Source organism: Perspicuibacillus lycopersici, assembly GCF_025660475.1.
Taxonomy (GTDB): Bacteria; Bacillota; Bacilli; order Bacillales; family Caldibacillaceae; genus Perspicuibacillus; species Perspicuibacillus lycopersici.
This window is the reverse complement of sequence record NZ_JAOUSF010000001.1, coordinates 123,118-140,642: the sequence shown is the minus strand read 5'-3', so window position 1 is coordinate 140,642 and position 17,525 is coordinate 123,118. Positions and strand designations below refer to the sequence as shown.

Annotated in this window: 18 protein-coding genes; all 18 read left to right on the top strand. The window is 36.2% G+C overall.

Annotated elements, in window-relative coordinates; all coding sequences use genetic code 11:
* Positions 1-165: 165 nt before the first annotated feature.
* The 18 genes from rimP to dapG all read left to right on the top strand — a co-directional run bounded on the left by rimP (position 166) and on the right by dapG (position 17,525).
* Positions 166-633, top strand: a complete 468-nt coding sequence (gene rimP, locus OEV98_RS00660) for a ribosome maturation factor RimP (protein WP_263071202.1) — start codon at positions 166-168, stop codon at positions 631-633.
* A 160-nt stretch (positions 634-793) separates the two neighbouring features.
* A complete protein-coding gene (gene nusA, locus OEV98_RS00655) occupies positions 794-1,933 on the top strand; it encodes a transcription termination factor NusA (protein ID WP_263071201.1) in 1,140 nt (379 codons plus the stop codon).
* Between the two features lie 13 nt (positions 1,934-1,946).
* Positions 1,947-2,228, top strand: coding sequence for an RNase P modulator RnpM (gene rnpM, locus OEV98_RS00650; RefSeq protein WP_263071200.1), 282 nt, complete (start codon positions 1,947-1,949; stop codon positions 2,226-2,228).
* Positions 2,228-2,533, top strand: coding sequence for a YlxQ family RNA-binding protein (locus tag OEV98_RS00645; protein ID WP_263071199.1), 306 nt, complete (start codon positions 2,228-2,230; stop codon positions 2,531-2,533). The genes rnpM and OEV98_RS00645 overlap by 1 nt, the downstream gene beginning before the upstream one ends.
* 18 nt (positions 2,534-2,551) lie before the next feature.
* The gene (infB, locus tag OEV98_RS00640; RefSeq protein ID WP_263071198.1) at positions 2,552-4,909 is read left to right on the top strand and encodes a translation initiation factor IF-2; all 2,358 of its coding nucleotides are present in this window, start codon (positions 2,552-2,554) and stop codon (positions 4,907-4,909) included.
* Positions 4,906-5,184, top strand: coding sequence for a DUF503 domain-containing protein (locus OEV98_RS00635; protein WP_263071197.1), 279 nt, complete (start codon positions 4,906-4,908; stop codon positions 5,182-5,184). The genes infB and OEV98_RS00635 overlap by 4 nt, the downstream gene beginning before the upstream one ends.
* 14 nt (positions 5,185-5,198) lie before the next feature.
* Positions 5,199-5,558: a 30S ribosome-binding factor RbfA gene (gene rbfA, locus OEV98_RS00630; protein WP_263071196.1), complete on the top strand. Its 360-nt coding sequence runs from the start codon at positions 5,199-5,201 to the stop codon at positions 5,556-5,558.
* A gap of 65 nt (positions 5,559-5,623) precedes the next feature.
* A complete protein-coding gene (truB, locus tag OEV98_RS00625; protein ID WP_263071195.1) occupies positions 5,624-6,535 on the top strand; it encodes a tRNA pseudouridine(55) synthase TruB in 912 nt (303 codons plus the stop codon).
* 19 nt (positions 6,536-6,554) lie between these two features.
* The gene (gene ribF / locus OEV98_RS00620; protein ID WP_263071194.1) at positions 6,555-7,499 is read left to right on the top strand and encodes a riboflavin biosynthesis protein RibF; all 945 of its coding nucleotides are present in this window, start codon (positions 6,555-6,557) and stop codon (positions 7,497-7,499) included.
* 209 nt (positions 7,500-7,708) lie between these two features.
* Positions 7,709-7,978, top strand: a complete 270-nt coding sequence (rpsO, locus tag OEV98_RS00615) for a 30S ribosomal protein S15 (RefSeq protein ID WP_263071193.1) — start codon at positions 7,709-7,711, stop codon at positions 7,976-7,978.
* Positions 7,979-8,371: 393 nt separating this feature from the next.
* Complete coding sequence (gene pnp, locus OEV98_RS00610; protein WP_263071192.1) at positions 8,372-10,483, top strand: polyribonucleotide nucleotidyltransferase; 2,112 nt, start codon at positions 8,372-8,374, stop codon at positions 10,481-10,483.
* Between the two features lie 137 nt (positions 10,484-10,620).
* Positions 10,621-11,595: a polysaccharide deacetylase family protein gene (locus OEV98_RS00605; RefSeq protein ID WP_263071191.1), complete on the top strand. Its 975-nt coding sequence runs from the start codon at positions 10,621-10,623 to the stop codon at positions 11,593-11,595.
* 41 nt (positions 11,596-11,636) lie between these two features.
* On the top strand, positions 11,637-12,875 hold the full coding sequence (locus tag OEV98_RS00600) for a M16 family metallopeptidase (RefSeq protein WP_263071190.1): 1,239 nt from the start codon (positions 11,637-11,639) through the stop codon (positions 12,873-12,875).
* Positions 12,876-13,026: 151 nt separating this feature from the next.
* Positions 13,027-13,278 (top strand): YlmC/YmxH family sporulation protein, encoded by a 252-nt coding sequence (locus tag OEV98_RS00595; protein ID WP_263071189.1) that lies wholly within the window; start codon positions 13,027-13,029, stop codon positions 13,276-13,278.
* Positions 13,279-13,445: 167 nt separating this feature from the next.
* Positions 13,446-14,345, top strand: a complete 900-nt coding sequence (gene dpaA, locus OEV98_RS00590) for a dipicolinic acid synthetase subunit A (protein WP_263071188.1) — start codon at positions 13,446-13,448, stop codon at positions 14,343-14,345.
* Positions 14,345-14,938 carry a dipicolinate synthase subunit B gene (locus tag OEV98_RS00585; RefSeq protein WP_263071187.1) on the top strand — a complete coding sequence of 198 codons (594 nt, stop codon included), beginning with the start codon at positions 14,345-14,347 and terminating at the stop codon, positions 14,936-14,938. The genes dpaA and OEV98_RS00585 overlap by 1 nt, the downstream gene beginning before the upstream one ends.
* A gap of 228 nt (positions 14,939-15,166) precedes the next feature.
* Entirely contained in the window at positions 15,167-16,216 is a 1,050-nt protein-coding gene (gene asd, locus OEV98_RS00580; protein WP_263071186.1) for an aspartate-semialdehyde dehydrogenase, read from the top strand.
* Positions 16,217-16,250: 34 nt separating this feature from the next.
* Positions 16,251-17,525, top strand: coding sequence for an aspartate kinase (gene dapG / locus OEV98_RS00575; RefSeq protein WP_263071185.1), 1,275 nt, complete (start codon positions 16,251-16,253; stop codon positions 17,523-17,525).

Below are 17,525 nucleotides of genomic sequence, written 5' to 3'. Positions count from 1 at the left end.
ATAGTAAGTATTAATTCATTTGCATAAAAAGTATGGTTATGGTATATTCGTATTGGAAATACTATCGTTAATCTCTTAAAGTCAAAGAGTGGGGTTTAATCCCACTCTTTCGTATTTGTCTACACATTTATTCGTTACAAGGGAACTCGGACAGGGAGGGTATGTATGAGTAAAGTAACGGAAACCATTGAACAACTTGCTTTACCAATAGTTGAAGAACTAGGACTGGAAATTGTCGATATTGAATATGTAAAAGAAGGTAAAAATTGGTTTTTACGTCTATATATTGATAAAGATACAGGCGTAGATATAGAGGAATGCGGAATTGTTAGTGAGCGATTAAGTGAAAAATTAGATGAAATAGATCCGATTCCTCATAATTATTACTTAGAAGTTTCCTCTCCTGGTGCAGAGAGACCGTTAAAGAAAGCAAAAGATTATGAAAAGGCAATCGGGAAAAATGTACATATTAAAACATATGAGCCGATTGATGGCGAAAAAGTATTTGAAGGTACTTTGACGGAATTTGATGGGGAGTTTGTCACAGTTGAAATCCGAATAAAAACAAGGAAAAAATCAGTGAAAATTCCTTATCAAAAAATTGCTTCAGGGCGACTCGCTGTTAGTTTTTAAGGCTGTAAAAAATCGAAAGCACAAATATAGCTTCGTTTCGCAAAGCCTACATGACGCTCACTTGTTCTTGCCTGTGTCGTTAGGCTTTTCGGATACATAGCAACTGTTAAGGAAAACAGCCTAGTATAAAAGTATTATATATAAGGGGGATGCCACCAAAATGAAGAATGAACTTTTAGATGCCTTGGATATTCTTGAAAGAGAAAAAGGAATATCAAGAGACATTTTAGTAGAAGCAATCGAAGCAGCACTAGTTTCTGCGTATAAACGAAATTTTAACCAAGCGCAAAATGTAAGAACAGATTTTAATTTAATGACAGGTTCCATGCGTGTATTTGCTAGAAAAGATGTTGTAGACGAAGTATTTGATTCACGTTTAGAAATTTCTTTAGAGGAAGCAAGAGCAATTAATCCTGGTTATGATATTGGAGATGTAGTTGAAATTGAAGTAACTCCAAGAGATTTCGGAAGAATTGCTGCTCAAACTGCTAAACAGGTTGTAACGCAAAGAGTTCGTGAAGCAGAGCGCGGAATCATTTTTGAGGAGTTTGTAGATCGTCAAGACGACATTATGACAGGTATTGTTCAGCGTAAGGATAACCGCTTTGCATATGTAAGTTTGGGAAAGGCGGAAGCATTATTGCCAGTAAACGAACAAATGCCAAACGAAAAATACAATCACAATGATCGAATGAAAGTATATCTTACAAAGGTAGAGAAGACAACTAAAGGTCCACAAATTTTCATTTCTAGAACTCATCCAAATTTATTAAAACGGCTATTCGAGTTAGAAGTGCCTGAAATTTACGAAGGAATTGTTGAGATTAAATCCGTTGCAAGAGAAGCAGGAGACCGTTCGAAAATCTCTGTTTACTCCGAAAATCCGGAAGTTGATCCAGTTGGTGCTTGTGTAGGTCCAAAAGGCGCCAGAGTTCAAGCAGTAGTTGATGAGCTTCACGGAGAAAAAATTGATATTGTAAAGTACTCTCAAGATCCAGTGGAATTTGTGGCGAATGCTTTGAGTCCTTCTAAAGTTTTAGATGTTATCGTAAATGAAGAAGAAAAATCTACTATAGTGGTAGTACCTGATTATCAATTATCTTTAGCAATTGGTAAACGAGGTCAAAATGCTCGTTTAGCTGCTAAATTAACGAATTGGAAAATTGATATTAAAGCAGAATCTGATGCGAGAAGTGCTGGGATTTATCCAAGAGAAGAACCTTTATTTTCTCCAGATATTACTATAGATGAGGATATTGATTCCGTTCATGAAACGAAAACCGGAGATTATGAAGAGTAAGAGGTGATTGGTCATGAACAAACCGAGAAAAATTCCAATGCGCAAATGTGTAGCAACTGGCGAAATGATGCCAAAGAAAGAATTAATTCGAATTGTCCGATCGAGCGATGGTGATGTTTCTATCGATCCAACAGGTAAAAAATCGGGTCGTGGTGCATATTTATCGAAAAATAGTGAGGCAATCATGTTGGCAAAGAAAAAAAACGTGTTAAAACATCATCTGGAAACGGAAGTTCCAGAAAGCCTATATGATGAAATTCTATCGCTCATTGAAAAGGAGAAGCCACAATCATAATGAAAAAAGCAGAAAAATGGTTGTCGTTTCTTGGTCTTGCAAATCGAGCGGGGAAGATTGTTACAGGGGAAGAACTTGTCGTTAAAGAAATTCAGAAACAACGTGTGAAACTTGTTCTAATAGCAAATGATGCATCGGAAAATACTATGAAAAAAATACAAGATAAGTGTAATTATTATCATGTTCCTGTTAAAGTAGTTTCCGATCGTTATACCCTTGGGGAATCCATTGGCAAACATGCTCGTGTTGTCATTGCTATTATGGATGATGGTTTTTCCAAAAAATTATTAACCATGCTCGATTAACTTTATGGGGGTGAACAAATGACAAAAATGCGAGTATACGAGTACGCAAAGAAAAATAATATAAGCAGTAAAGATGTCATTGACAAATTAAAAGGATTAAATATTGAAGTATCTAATCACATGACTACAATTGAGCAAAATGCGATACGTCAGCTAGATGAAATATTCAACAAACAAAATACAAATGAGAAATTAGGTAATTCAATGACAGAAAAACGATCTCAAAATCAACAGAGCAGCCAAGAAAATAAAGCAAACCATCAGCATAAAAACGATTCAAATGGTTCGAATAATCGTTCCAACGGTAGTACCAATCCGAATCCTTCTAAAAATGTACGTCCAGCAAGCAGTAACACAGCTAAAGTAAAACCTTTACCAAAAAATGCGAAGCCAACCGAAATCATTGATGAAGAGTTGGATACTGCTGTTTCGCCATCAAAAGTAAAAGTGAAAGTGGCACCGAAAACGAAAGAAGGCAAAAAATATGATCAGGAACATCGATCAAAAGAAAATAAAGCCTTTAATAGAGGAAATAATAAAAATAAACCAAAATCAAACAATAACAATAAGAAGCGTCAAGAGCCTGTCGTTCAAAGCCCTGTCGTAAAGAAAGAAAAAGAACTACCGAAAAAAATTACATTTACTGAGTCTTTAACGGTTGCAGAACTTGCAAAAAAATTACATCGTGAACCTTCAGAAATTATTAAAAAGCTATTTTTACTAGGTGTAATGGCAACCATTAACCAAGAGTTAGATAAAGATGCAATTGAATTAATTGCTGGTGAATATGGCGTGGAAGTCGAGGAAAAAGTAAGTATCGATGTTGCTAATTTGGATGCATATATTACAGAGGATATTGAAGAAAACTTAACAGAACGTCCACCTGTTGTAACCATTATGGGACACGTTGACCATGGGAAAACAACATTACTTGACTCCATCCGGAATTCGAAAGTTACATCTGGAGAAGCTGGTGGAATTACGCAACATATTGGTGCATACCAAGTTGTAACGAATGATAAAAAAATTACTTTCTTAGATACTCCAGGACATGCTGCATTTACAACAATGCGCGCACGTGGAGCACAAGTAACAGATATCACCATTTTAGTCGTAGCTGCTGATGACGGTGTAATGCCACAGACGGTAGAAGCAATTAACCATGCAAAGGCAGCTAATGTACCAATCATTGTCGCAGTAAATAAAATGGATAAACCAGCTGCCAATCCAGATCGCGTTATGCAAGAATTAACCGAGCATGGACTTATTGCGGAAGCTTGGGGTGGAGACACTATTTTTGTTCCAATTTCTGCATTAACTGGCGAGGGAATTGATCAATTACTGGAAATGATTCTTCTTGTCAGTGAAGTAGAAGAGTTGAAAGCAGATCCAAAACGACGTGCTTATGGAACAGTCGTTGAGGCACGGCTTGATAAAGGTCGCGGCTCTGTTGCTACATTGCTAGTACAAAATGGTACACTTCGAGTAGGTGATCCAATTGTTATCGGAACTACGTTTGGACGTGTTCGGGCAATGGTTAATGATTTAGGGCGTCGTGTAAAAGAAGCTGGTCCATCAACACCTGTTGAAATAACTGGATTAAATGAAGTACCTCAAGCTGGCGATCGGTTTGTTGTATTTGAGGATGAGAAAACAGCTCGTCAAGTTGGGGAAGCTCGTGCACAAAAAGCATTACAAGAAACGAGAAATGAAAGTGCACGTGTAAGCTTAGATACATTGTTCGAACAAATGAAACAAGGCGATGTGAAAGAACTAAATATTATCTTGAAAGCTGATGTGCAAGGTTCTGTTGAAGCAGTAAGTGCCTCCCTTTTAAAGATTGATGTAGAAGGTGCGAAAGTAAATATAATTCATACCGGTGTTGGTGCTATTACAGAATCAGATATTATTTTAGCAACAGCTTCAAATGCAATTATTATTGGATTTAATGTTCGTCCAAATGTAAATGCAAAAAGGATGGCAGAAGCGGAAAAAGTTGATATTCGTCTACATCGAATTATATATAAAGTAATAGAAGAAATTGAATCCGCAATGAAAGGTCTACTTGACCCAGAATATCAAGAAAAAGTAATTGGCCAAGTAGAAGTAAGAACAACCTTTAAAGTATCTAAAGTTGGTACAATTGCAGGTTCATACGTAATTGATGGTAAAATTTCAAGAGATAGTGGCATCCGCCTTATTCGTGATGGTATCGTAATTTTTGAAGGTGAAATCGATACATTAAAACGTTATAAAGATGACGTCAAAGAAGTAAGTCAAGGGTATGAATGTGGTATCACTATCAAAAACTTTAATGATGTAAAAGAAGGCGACATTATTGAAGCCTATATCATGGAGGAAATCGCTCGGAAATGATTTTGTCTGCCGAAGTGGAATGTATAATTTATGATGCACATTCCTTAAAACAGAAACGTTCTGTACTGAAAAGAATCATTACAAGAATACAACAGCGATTCAATTTGGCAATTGCAGAAATCGATCATCAAGATGTATGGCAGCGAACGAAGCTGGCAATCGTGACCGTATCTTCCTCTAAAATTATTGCGGAAAAAGAACTTCAACAAGCATTTGAGCTCATTGATTCTTTTCCAGAAATTGAAAGAGGCATAACACAAATTGAGTGGCTGTGATTGAGGTGATAGTGTTGAACATTCGTGCGAAGCAAGTCGGCGAACAAATGAAAAAAGAATTAAGTGAAATAATAAGTAGAAAAATTAAAGATCCTCGGATTGGTTTTGTTACTGTGACAGATGTTGAGGTTACCGGAGATCTTCAACAAGCAAAAGTGTTTATTTCTGTTTTAGGTGATGAAAAGCAGAAAGAGGATACATTAATTGGTTTAGCTAAAGCAAAAGGCTTTATTCGATCCGAAATTGGTCGTCGAATTCGTTTAAGAAAAACGCCCGAAATTATTTTTGAATTTGATGAATCTATCGATTATGGTAATCGTATTGAAACATTACTAAATCAGATTCAAAAAGACGGTAAAACAGAAGAGCAATAAAAATAAGATTAAAAAGGGCTGACTATTGTAAAAGTCGGTCCTTTTCCAATTGTAGGTGATAGGGAATGAATGGTATTTTACCATTATGGAAGCCGGCTGGTTTTACTTCACATGATTGTGTGATGAAGGTAAGAAAGTTGTTAAAAACAAAAAAAGTAGGGCACACTGGTACGCTCGATCCTAGTGTAACTGGCGTTTTACCAATTGCCATCGGTAATGCAACAAAAGTAGTTCAGTATATAATCGAAGCTGGCAAAAGCTATGAGGGAGTTGTAACACTAGGAAAATCCACTACTACGGAAGATCAAGATGGAGAAGTGGTGGCTGCTAAACCAATAGAAAAACCGATTACGCGAGAAGAAATTTTGGCTGTATTAAAGCAATTAACAGGAGAAATCGTACAAGTTCCCCCTATGTTTTCTGCTGTGAAAGTAAATGGGAAAAGATTATATGAATATGCACGGGAAGGAAAGACGGTAGAGCGGCCAGAACGAAGAGTGACGATTTATGAGCTAGAGTTATTAGATAATCAGGAATCGTATGCTGGAGATACCGTCAGCTTTCCGATTCGGGTAAAATGCAGTAAAGGTACATACATACGGACGTTAGCAGTAACAATCGGAGAAATGCTCGGCTATCCTACACATATGTCTAAGCTCGTACGAACTTCAGCGGCAGGGATAGTAGAGGAGCAGTGTATAACTTTAGAGGATGTAGCGGAAGCAATGGAGCGTGGGACGATTCAAGAGAAGCTTTTACCGATTGAACTCACGCTAGAACAATTGCCGAAATATGAAATTCATGATACATTAGCAGTTGGAGTGAAGAATGGATCCGTTCTGCCAATCCCAGATTTTTTGGAAAATGTGGAACAACCGATCGCAATATATTATGAACAAAAGATAATCGCAATATATAAAAAACATCCAACAAAAACAGGGCTAATGAAGCCGGATAGAGTATTGCTGGTGAACTAAATGAAAGGTGCGTTCGAGTGTGGAAGTGCTAACTCTAAAAAATACGACAGATATTTTAAATGAAAATTTGGAACCTATAGCGCTTGCTATCGGTTATTTTGATGGAGTACATATTGGACATCAAAAAGTAATATTAACAGCAAAAGAAATTGCCAAACAAAACGGTTGGAAAAGTGCGGTAATGACCTTTGATCCGTCTCCAAAAGCAGTGCTCGGAAAAAATCCTGAGGAAGTAAAATATATTACCCTATTAGAAGATAAAACAAAGCTTATTGCTGCATTAGGTATTGATTATTTATTTGTTGTACCGTTTACAAAGGAATTTGCCGGACTGATGCCACAATCCTTTATTAATGATTATATTATTCAATTAAATGTAAGGCATCTAGTAGCAGGCTTTGACTTTTCCTATGGTAAATTTGGCAGCGGTAATATGGAAACGATTAAAGAGCATAGTAAAGGAAAGTTCGCTATCACAACCATTGAAAAAATTACAGTAGAAAATGAAAAAATTAGTTCTACTACGATTAAATCATTAATTGAAACTGGTCTTGTTCAGGAAGTTCCAAAATATTTAGGTCGGAATTATTCCATTAATGGTACAGTGATTCATGGGGAAAAACGTGGGCGGCAGATTGGTTTTCCGACTGCGAATCTAGCGTCAAATAATAAATACGTCTACCCTGCAAACGGCATTTATGTGGTTAAAATGTACGTTGCTGGAAGATGGGTAAATGGCGTATGCAGTATCGGCTATAATCCGACGTTTAATGAAGAAAAGAATAAGCGTTTTGTTGAAACACATTTAATTGATTTTGATCAAAATATTTACGGGGAACATGTGGTATTAGAATGGCATAGTCGATTACGTGATGAAGAGAAGTTTGCTAATATTGATGCATTAATTGCACAAATAGCAAAAGACAAACAAAATGCAATCGAATACTTTCAGCTAAAGGATTAGTTCGTGTTTGCAATTTGAAAATTTTGTCTATACTATGACAATCGGTAAATAATTACAGGAAAATTATGTAGCAGTAAAATGCTACTTGCAATTATGGCCAAAAAGTAGTATTCTAATAACCGTACTATGAACCATTGCTTGGCAAGTCGATTACTCCGACGCTTGCTCAGTAATAGGGGATTTGAATAATTAATAGGAGGTGAAACAGGATGGCAATTTCTCAAGAACGTAAAAATGAAATCATTGCGCAGTTCAAAACTCATGAGAGTGATACTGGTTCTCCAGAAGTGCAAATCGCAATTCTTACTGAACAAATCAATACACTTAATGGGCATTTACAAACGCATAAAAAAGACCACCATTCTCGTCGCGGTTTAATGAAAATGGTAGGGAAACGCCGTAACCTGTTAGCATACTTACGTAATAAAGATGTTCAACGTTACCGTGAGTTAATTAACAAATTAGGTTTGCGCCGATAAGAACAAAAGCGGGAGTTTTCCCGCTTTTTTATTAGCGAAATTTATTCAGAACTCATTAAAATTTCTTATATGCTGTTTTATAAGATTGTTGTTGAGATAAGTATTCCGACTCCGGACTATTAACAATTAAAGAATCTATAAGCAACCTTCTATATTGCATTGACAGATTGGTTTAATTCCAAAATCTGCTCATAATGAGTGGCAAATACATTGTGAACAATACATAATAAGAGGATATTTATATAGAACCCTTAACAATAGACTGCGTTTATAAATTTGGCCAACTATAAGAATATTATCCCAAAATAAAAAGGGACAAGTAAGTGCCAATAAGGGATAAACACTATAATAAATAACAGATTTAAATGATAAAGAAAAGAGAGGAGCACATTTATGGAGAGTGAAAAAAAAGTTTTTTCCATAGATTGGGCTGGCCGAAAGCTTACTGCTGAAATAGGTCAGCTTGCCAAACAGGCAAATGGAGCTGTAATGATTCGCTACGGTGACAGTGCTGTTTTAAGTACTGCTACAGCTTCAAAAGATCCAAAAACGGTTGATTTCTTCCCGCTAACTGTTAATTATGAAGAACGTTTATATGCTGTAGGGAAAATACCTGGAGGATTCATTAAAAGGGAAGGAAGACCAAGTGAAAAGGCAATTTTAGCAAGCCGTTTAATTGACCGCCCAATTCGCCCGTTATTCCCTGATGGATTTCGTAATGAAGTACAAGTAGTTAGTACCGTAATGAGTGTTGATCAAGATTGTTCCACTGAAATGGCAGCAATGTTTGGTTCTTCATTAGCACTATCTATCTCAGATATCCCATTTGATGGCCCGATTGCAGGTGTAGTGGTTGGACGTGTCGATGGAGAATTTGTCATCAATCCTACAGTAGAGCAAGCAGAAAAAAGTGATATGCATTTAAGTGTTGCTGGAACAAAAGATGCAATTAACATGGTTGAGGCTGGTGCGAAAGAGGTACCAGAAGAAATAATGTTAGAAGCAATTATGTTTGGTCACGAAGAAATTAAACGTTTAATTGCATTCCAGGAAGAAGTAGTAGCAGCTGTCGGTAAAGAAAAAATGGAAATCGTATTATTTGAAATTGACAAAGATATCGAAGAACAAGTTCGTGCAATTTGTGAAAAAGATATGGTTGCTGCAATTCAAGTATATGAAAAACATGCACGTGAAGATGCAATTGCAGAAGTTAAAAATGCTGTGATAGAAAAGTATACAGAACAAGAAGCAGATGAAGAAACACTTAAACAAGTGAAAAAAGTATTGGACAAGCTTGTAAAAGAAGAAGTTCGTCGACTGATCACAGTGGAAAAAGTTCGTCCGGATGGAAGAGGTGTGGATGAAATTCGTCCGTTATCCTCTAGCACGGGTATTTTACCAAGAGCACACGGTTCAGGTTTATTTACAAGAGGACAAACACAAGCATTGAGCGTTTGTACGCTTGGAGCATTAGGTGATGTGCAAATATTGGATGGTTTAGGATTAGAAGAAGAGAAACGATATATGCACCACTATAACTTCCCACCATTTTCTGTTGGTGAAACTGGAAGAATGGGTTCTCCAGGTCGAAGAGAAATTGGTCATGGTGCGTTAGGTGAAAGAGCACTTGAGCCGGTTATACCTCCTGAAAGTGAATTCCCTTATACTATTCGGGTTGTTTCTGAAGTATTAGAATCAAATGGTTCTACTTCGCAAGCTAGTATTTGTGGTAGTACATTAGCATTAATGGATGCAGGGGTTCCAATCAAAGCACCAGTTGCTGGTATTGCAATGGGACTTGTTAAATCTGGTGAACATTATACTATTTTAACCGATATTCAAGGAATGGAAGACCATCTAGGAGATATGGACTTCAAAGTAGCAGGTACATCAAAAGGTGTAACCGCGTTGCAAATGGATATTAAAATCGACGGATTATCTCGGGAGATTTTAGAAGAGGCATTGCAGCAAGCGAAAAAAGGTCGTATGCAAATATTAGAGCATATGCTCCAAACAATTAGTGAGCCAAGAAATACGTTATCTGCATTTGCTCCGAAAATATTCTCCATGCATATCAACCCTGATAAAATTGGCGATGTAATTGGACCAAGCGGAAAACAAGTGAAAAAGATTATTGAAGAAACTGGCGTAAAAATTGATATTGAACAAGATGGTACAGTTTATATTTCTTCAAGCGATCAAGAAATGAATGATAAAGCGAAGAAAATTATTGAAAATATCGTTCGTGAAGTTGAAGTTGGACAAATCTATTTAGGAAAAGTGAAACGCATTGAAAAATTTGGCGCTTTTGTAGAAATTTTCAATGGAAGAGATGGATTAGTTCATATTTCTGAATTAGCGGAAGAACGTGTTGGCAAAGTAGAAGACGTTGTTAAAATAGGCGATGAACTGCTAGTGAAGGTTACAGAAATTGATAAGCAAGGAAGAATCAACCTATCCCGCAAAGCAGTATTACGGGAACAAAAACAACAAGAAAACAAATAAGAATAAATTAATTCCATTAGTGTATGTAGGACTTTCTCATTATCGAGTTGGTCCCTTTTTAATTTACTAAGAGTTTTTCATACTCGTTCTACCTTGTCCTATTTCATCATACTTTGTTATAGGGGGGAATGAGGTTCATGAGAAAATACTCTTATCAAAGGATATCCACATTACTAATGATCGCTCTTTTTGCATTTTTACTTGTAGAAAATCCATTCTCAGATGCATATGTAGGGAAATTAAAATCCGATGCAATGGAGGTTTCTTCGAGTAAGGATTCCTTATATGTAGAGATCGAGCAAAAAGCAAAGGATTATGAAAAAGCGGCATCAGATGCCAAAATTGATAAAGTTTGGAAGAAAATGCCAGGATATAATGGGTTACAAGTTGATATAGATGCATCCTACGAAAAAATGAAAGAAACTGGCGTCTTCGATGAGGAGCTATTTGTATATAAACAAATACCACCAAAGGTACATCTGGAAGATTTAGAAGCTGCTCCTATATACCGAGGACATCCTGAAAAGCCAATGGTGTCGTTAACGATAAATGTAGCGTGGGGGAATGAGTATTTATCTGCCATGCTAGCGACATTGAAGGAACAACATGTATATGCTACTTTTTTTATTGAAGGTAGATGGGCAAAGCAGAATCCTGATTTAGTGAAAATGATTTATGAGGGTGGCCATGAAATTGGGAATCATTCTTTTTCCCATCCAAACATGCAAAAGTTAAATACTGCCCAAGTGAAAAAGGAACTAGCAGATACAAATGACATTTTACAAGCGACAACTGGTAAAATACCAACACTATTTGCTCCTCCAAGTGGAAGCTTTCGTGATGAAGTTGTACAAATTGCAGATAATATGAATATGGAAACAATTCTTTGGTCTGTTGATACAATAGATTGGCAAAAACCTTCTTCCTCTGTCATAATAAATCGTGTACTAAAACAAGTACATAACGGTGCAATTATTCTTATGCATCCAACGGAATCAACAGCGAATGCTTTGGAAAAATTAATAACAGATATTAAAAATAAAGGCTATCAATTAGGAACAGTATCTGACTTATTGGATGAAAAAAGAATAAAAAATGATGAACCGTTTTAAGATAAGTGCAAGGTGGTTTTTAAGAATAGGAGGAGTATTATTTGTTAAATAAATATACATGCCGAAATGGTGTGCGCATCGTATTAGAAGAAATTCCAACCGTCCGTTCCGTTGCCATTGGACTATGGATAAAAACTGGATCTCGGAAAGAAACACCTGAGTTAAATGGGATTTCCCACTTTTTAGAGCATATGTTTTTTAAAGGAACGAAAACAAAATCGGCAAGAGAAATAGCAGAGTCCTTTGATAGTATCGGTGGACAGGTGAATGCTTTTACCTCGAAGGAATACACTTGCTACTATGCGAAAGTTTTAGATAATCATGCAAGCTATGCATTAAATACTTTAGCGGACATGTTTTTCCACTCCACTTTTGATGAAGGGGAGCTTGCGAAAGAAAAAAATGTTGTCTTCGAGGAAATTAAAATGTATGAGGATACTCCAGATGATATTGTCCATGATTTATTGAGCAAGGCTGTTTATGAAAATCATCCATTAGGGTATCCAATATTAGGAACAGAAGAAACATTAGAAACGTTTTCACAAAAAACATTGAAAACGTATATGGAAAATACATATACACCGGAAAATGTCGTAATATCCATTGCAGGAAATGTGAAAGAATCCTTTATAAAAGATGTGGAAAGCTTGTTTGGTGACTATACAGGCGGAAGTAATTTATCTTCATTTGCAGAACCTACATTCCATCGTAATAATATTGTTCGAAAGAAAGAAACGGAGCAAGCACATTTATGTATCGGCTTTGAAGGCTTGCCGGTTGGACATAAACAAATCTATCCGCTAATTGTTGCCAACAATATTTTAGGTGGAAGTATGAGTAGTCGATTATTCCAGGAGGTTCGTGAGCAAAGAGGACTTGCCTATTCCGTTTACTCCTATCATACCTCTTATGAGGATTCAGGTATGGTGACGATTTACGGTGGTACGGGTGCTAACCAAATGAACACTTTATTTGAAACGATAATCGATACATTAGATCAGTTAAAAGCAACTGGTATAACAGATAGAGAATTAGCAAATAGCAAGGAACAATTAAAAGGTAATCTTATGTTAAGCTTAGAAAGTACGAATAGCCGTATGAGCCGAAATGGGAAAAATGAGCTTATTTTAGGAGAACATCGTTCAATGGATGAAATGATTCAAATCATTGATGCGGTAACGAAGGAAGAAGTAAATCAAATTTACAAGCAATTGTTTACCGATAATTATTCCTTATCACTAATTAGCCCAGATGGAGAATTACCAAAGACGATTCAATAATAAACGTGCGAATAGATTGATTATAGTCTATTCGCACTTTTTTATTTAGGCAAACTCTATAAGAACCAAAACATCCTACAAAATCATTCATTCTAAATATGTCCATAACGTAATACATTAGTAAAAGAAAGGACAGGAAAGGGTGAGGGTGATGCGATTAAGTGAATTAGGCGGTAAAGAAATTGTTGATGTAAAAAAAGCGGAGCGATTAGGTGTGCTTGGGCAAACAGATTTAGAAATCAATGAACAGACGGGTCAAATTATGGCACTCATCATTCCAACCGGAAAATGGTTCCAATTTAAAAAGGCTGGTGGAGAAATTCGAGTACCTTGGAAATATATAAAAAAAATTGGAACGGATATGATTATTATAGATTTTCCTGAAGATGAGTATGAAGATTAAATAGTTAAGTTTTTTTATTGATGCAACCGATTATAATTCGGTTGTTTTTTTGTCCCAAAAATGTGAAACAAATATTCATTCACAAAAAAATGGGGTAATACATAAGATATTTAGAACTGTTTGACAATCGATTGATGAATGAATCAAAAAGAAGGTGAAATTGATTTATGCTTACTGGATTGCAAATTGCTGTCATTGGCGGTGATGCAAGACAAATTGAGATCATTCGGAAACTAATTGAACTTGATGCAAAAATATCTTTAATCGGCTTTGAACAATTAGAGCATGCTTTTGCAGGAGCGGTAAAAGAAAAAATAGATGAAATTAATCTACAGGAAATCGATGGTATTATTCTTCCTGTTGCTGGTACAAATTTAACAGGGGAAGTAGATACAATATTTTCTAATGAAAAAATTCAATTAACAGAAGAATTACTTAAGCAAACACCTCCGCATTGTACGATTTATTCTGGTATAACCAATGATTATTTAACATCCATTACGAAAAAAGCGGATCGGAAATTGGTGCTTTTATTTGAAAGAAACGATGTTGCTATTTATAATTCGATTCCGACAGTAGAAGGGACCATTATGATGGTCATTCAGCATACTGATTTTACAATTCATGGGTCAAAAACAGTAGTGCTTGGCCTTGGAAGAGTAGGGATGACAGTTGCAAGAATATTTTCAGCACTTGGTGCAAAGGTTGCGGTAGGTGCCAGAAAAAGAGAACATATTGCGAGAATTGAAGAAATGGGTTTAGAACCCTTTTATTTAAAGGATATTGAAACTGTTGTAAAAGATGCAGATATATGTATTAATACGATTCCACACTTGGTCGTTACGGCAAGTGTCATTTCGAAAATGCCTGCCCATACTCTTATTATCGATTTAGCATCAAAACCAGGGGGAACAGATTTCCGGTATGCAGAAAAACGTGGAATTAAGGCGCTGTTAGCCCCAAGCTTACCAGGGATTGTTGCTCCAAAATCAGCTGGGCAAATATTAGCAAATGTACTTGCTGAACTAATGAAAGAAGATTTACAAAGAAGGAAGGAGAATCATTAATGGAATTAAAAGGTAAACGAATTGGCTATGGAATTACAGGATCACATTGTACGTATGATGAAGTTTTTCCTGAAATTGTTCACTTAATGGAAGAGGGGGCAGAGGTTGTACCAATTGTAACGTGGACGGTAAAAAATACGGATACAAGATTTTATAAAGCGGATGATTGGATTGAAAAAATAGAAGATGCCACAGGAAAAAAAGTAATTGACAATATCGTTGATGCAGAGCCATTAGGACCGCAAAATCCACTCGATTGTATGGTAATTGCTCCACTAACAGGAAACTCCATGAGTAAAATGGCTAATGCATTAACGGATTCTCCAGTGTTGATGGCAGCGAAAGCTACGATGCGAAATCATCGACCAGTTGTATTAGGTATATCAACAAATGATGCACTCGGTTTAAATGGAGTTAACTTAATGCGTCTAATTGCTGCAAAAGATATTTATTTTATTCCATTTGGTCAAGATGATCCAATTAATAAACCGAAATCAATGGTTTCGGATATGACAATGCTTGTTGAAACGGTAAAAGCAGCATTAGAGCATAAACAAATACAGCCAATGATTGTGGAAAGAAGCAAAAGATAAAGAAAAAATTGTGCCAATAGAAGTGTTTTATACAAAGAAACGATAGATAATGGAAAAATTATATTTATAATCTCAGAGATTGTGATAAAATAAAGTTTAACATATGACTTAAAAGTGAAGAAGTGGGAGGTCGGCATTCATTTGTTCATGCGATTTCCCTTTTTCTAATGAGTTTACTTACTTATATGTTTTAAATTGTTACTATTGTAGCGGAAGGAGTTTTACTTCATGGCAAAAATTGGATATAATGTCGCAGTTGTAGGAGCAACAGGTGCAGTTGGGGAACAAATGATTCAAACATTAATAGAACGCGATTTTCCAATAAACAAACTTACATTATTATCATCTGCACGTTCAGCAGGTACTGTAATCAAATTTAAGGATGAAGAAATTATTGTTGAAGAAGCTAAACCTGAAAGTTTTGAGGGTATTGATATAGCATTATTTTCTGCTGGTGGGAGCGTGTCGAAGTTACTTGCACCGGAAGCAGTAAAACGTGGAGCAGTTGTCGTAGATAATACTAGTGCGTTTCGTATGGATCCAAATACTCCATTAGTTGTTCCAGAAGTGAATGAAGAAGATTTAAAAAACCATAAAGGTATTATTGCAAACCCAAATTGTTCTACAATACAAATGGTTGTTGCATTAGAGCCCATCCGTAAAAAATATGGTTTGAAAAAAGTAATTGTTTCCACGTACCAAGCAGTTAGTGGTGCAGGTAGTCAAGCTGTTGAGGAAATGTACAACCAAACGAAAGAAATTTTAGATGGTAAAGAGCCAACTGTTGCTATTTTGCCAGTAAAAGGTGATAAGAAGCATTATCAAATTGCCTTTAATGCAATTCCACAAATTGATGTTTTTCAAGATAATGGTTTCACCTATGAAGAAATGAAAATGGTTAATGAAACGAAAAAAATAATGCATATGCCAGAGCTGAAAGTAGCGGCTACATGTGTTCGAATTCCTATTTCAAGAGGACATTCTGAATCGGTATACTTTGAAATAGATGAAAATGGAGTAGAAGCGGGAGATCTGAAGAATTTATTATCTGCTTCTCCAGGAATCGTTTTAGAAGATAATCCAAACGAACAAGTATACCCAATGCCAAATAATGCAGCTGGATTACGTGATACATTCGTTGGACGAATTCGAAAAGATTTAGATGAAGAAAACGGCTTCCATATGTGGGTCGTATCGGATAATTTATTAAAGGGTGCAGCTTGGAACTCTGTACAAATAGCGGAAAGTTTAATAAAACTCGATTTACTTTCAAAATAATTAGACTAAATGAAAATCGAGGACGAGGTGTAAAATGAAAATTATTGTTCAAAAATTTGGTGGTACTTCTGTCCGTACAGAAGAAAATCGAATGGCAGCCTTAGTCCATATTAAAAGAGTAATTGAAGAAGGATATAAGCCTGTTATTGTCGTATCAGCAATGGGAAGAAAAGGTGACCCATATGCAACAGATACGTTATTATCACTAATTGGTGGAAATCATACAAAAGTATCAAAAAGAGAACAAGATTTATTGGCAGCTTGCGGAGAAATTATTTCTTCCGTAGTTTTTAGTGAAATGTTAATCGAAAATGGAATAAATGCCACGGCTTTAACAGGAGCACAAGCAGGTTTCCGAACGAATGATGATTTTACGAATGCAAAAATATTAGAAATGGATACAGACAGGCTTCTAGATGAACTAAAACAGCATGATGCAGTTGTTGTAACAGGTTTTCAAGGAGCAGCTGAAAACGGAGATATTACTACAATTGGTCGTGGAGGTAGCGACACTTCCGCAGTTGCACTAGGTGCAGCATTACAAGCAGAGTGGGTGGATATTTTTACCGATGTTGAGGGAGTTATGACCGCTGATCCAAAACTAACGGAAAAAGCTCGACCTTTGAAGATAGTAACCTATAATGAAATTAGTAATCTTGCCTATCAAGGTGCTAAGGTTATTCATCCAAGAGCGGTTGAAATTGCTATGCAAGCAGATATACCAATTCGTGTACGCTCCACTTATTCTGATGGGGTAGGAACACTTGTTACAAAATTATCGCGAAAAAATAAAGGTGCCGATATTCGAGAGCGATTAGTGACGGGTATTGCCCATGTCTCTAATGTGACGCAAATTAAAGTATTGGCTAAAAAAAATCAGTATAATTTGCAAGTGGAAGTTTTTAAAGCTATGGCAAACGAACAAATTTCTGTTGATTTCATCAACATTTCGCCCAATGCGGTTGTTTATACTGTAAATGATCATGTTGCAGATAAAGCAAAAGAGGTTCTAGAAGCGTTAGGGCATGATCCAATATTAGAAAAAAATTGTGCAAAAGTATCCGTTGTTGGTGCAGGAATTACTGGAGTACCAGGTGTTGCATCGAAAATTGTTACAGCACTTTCAGAACAAGGAATTCGAATCCTCCAATCAGCAGATAGCTACACTACCATCTGGGTATTAGTAAAGCAAAATGATCTAGTAAAATCAGTAAATGCACTACATGACGCGTTTCAACTGGACCAAGAAGAAAATGAAATTGGTGCAATTGATGAAATTAGTTCATTTGTTCCAAAGATCAAGGAGTGA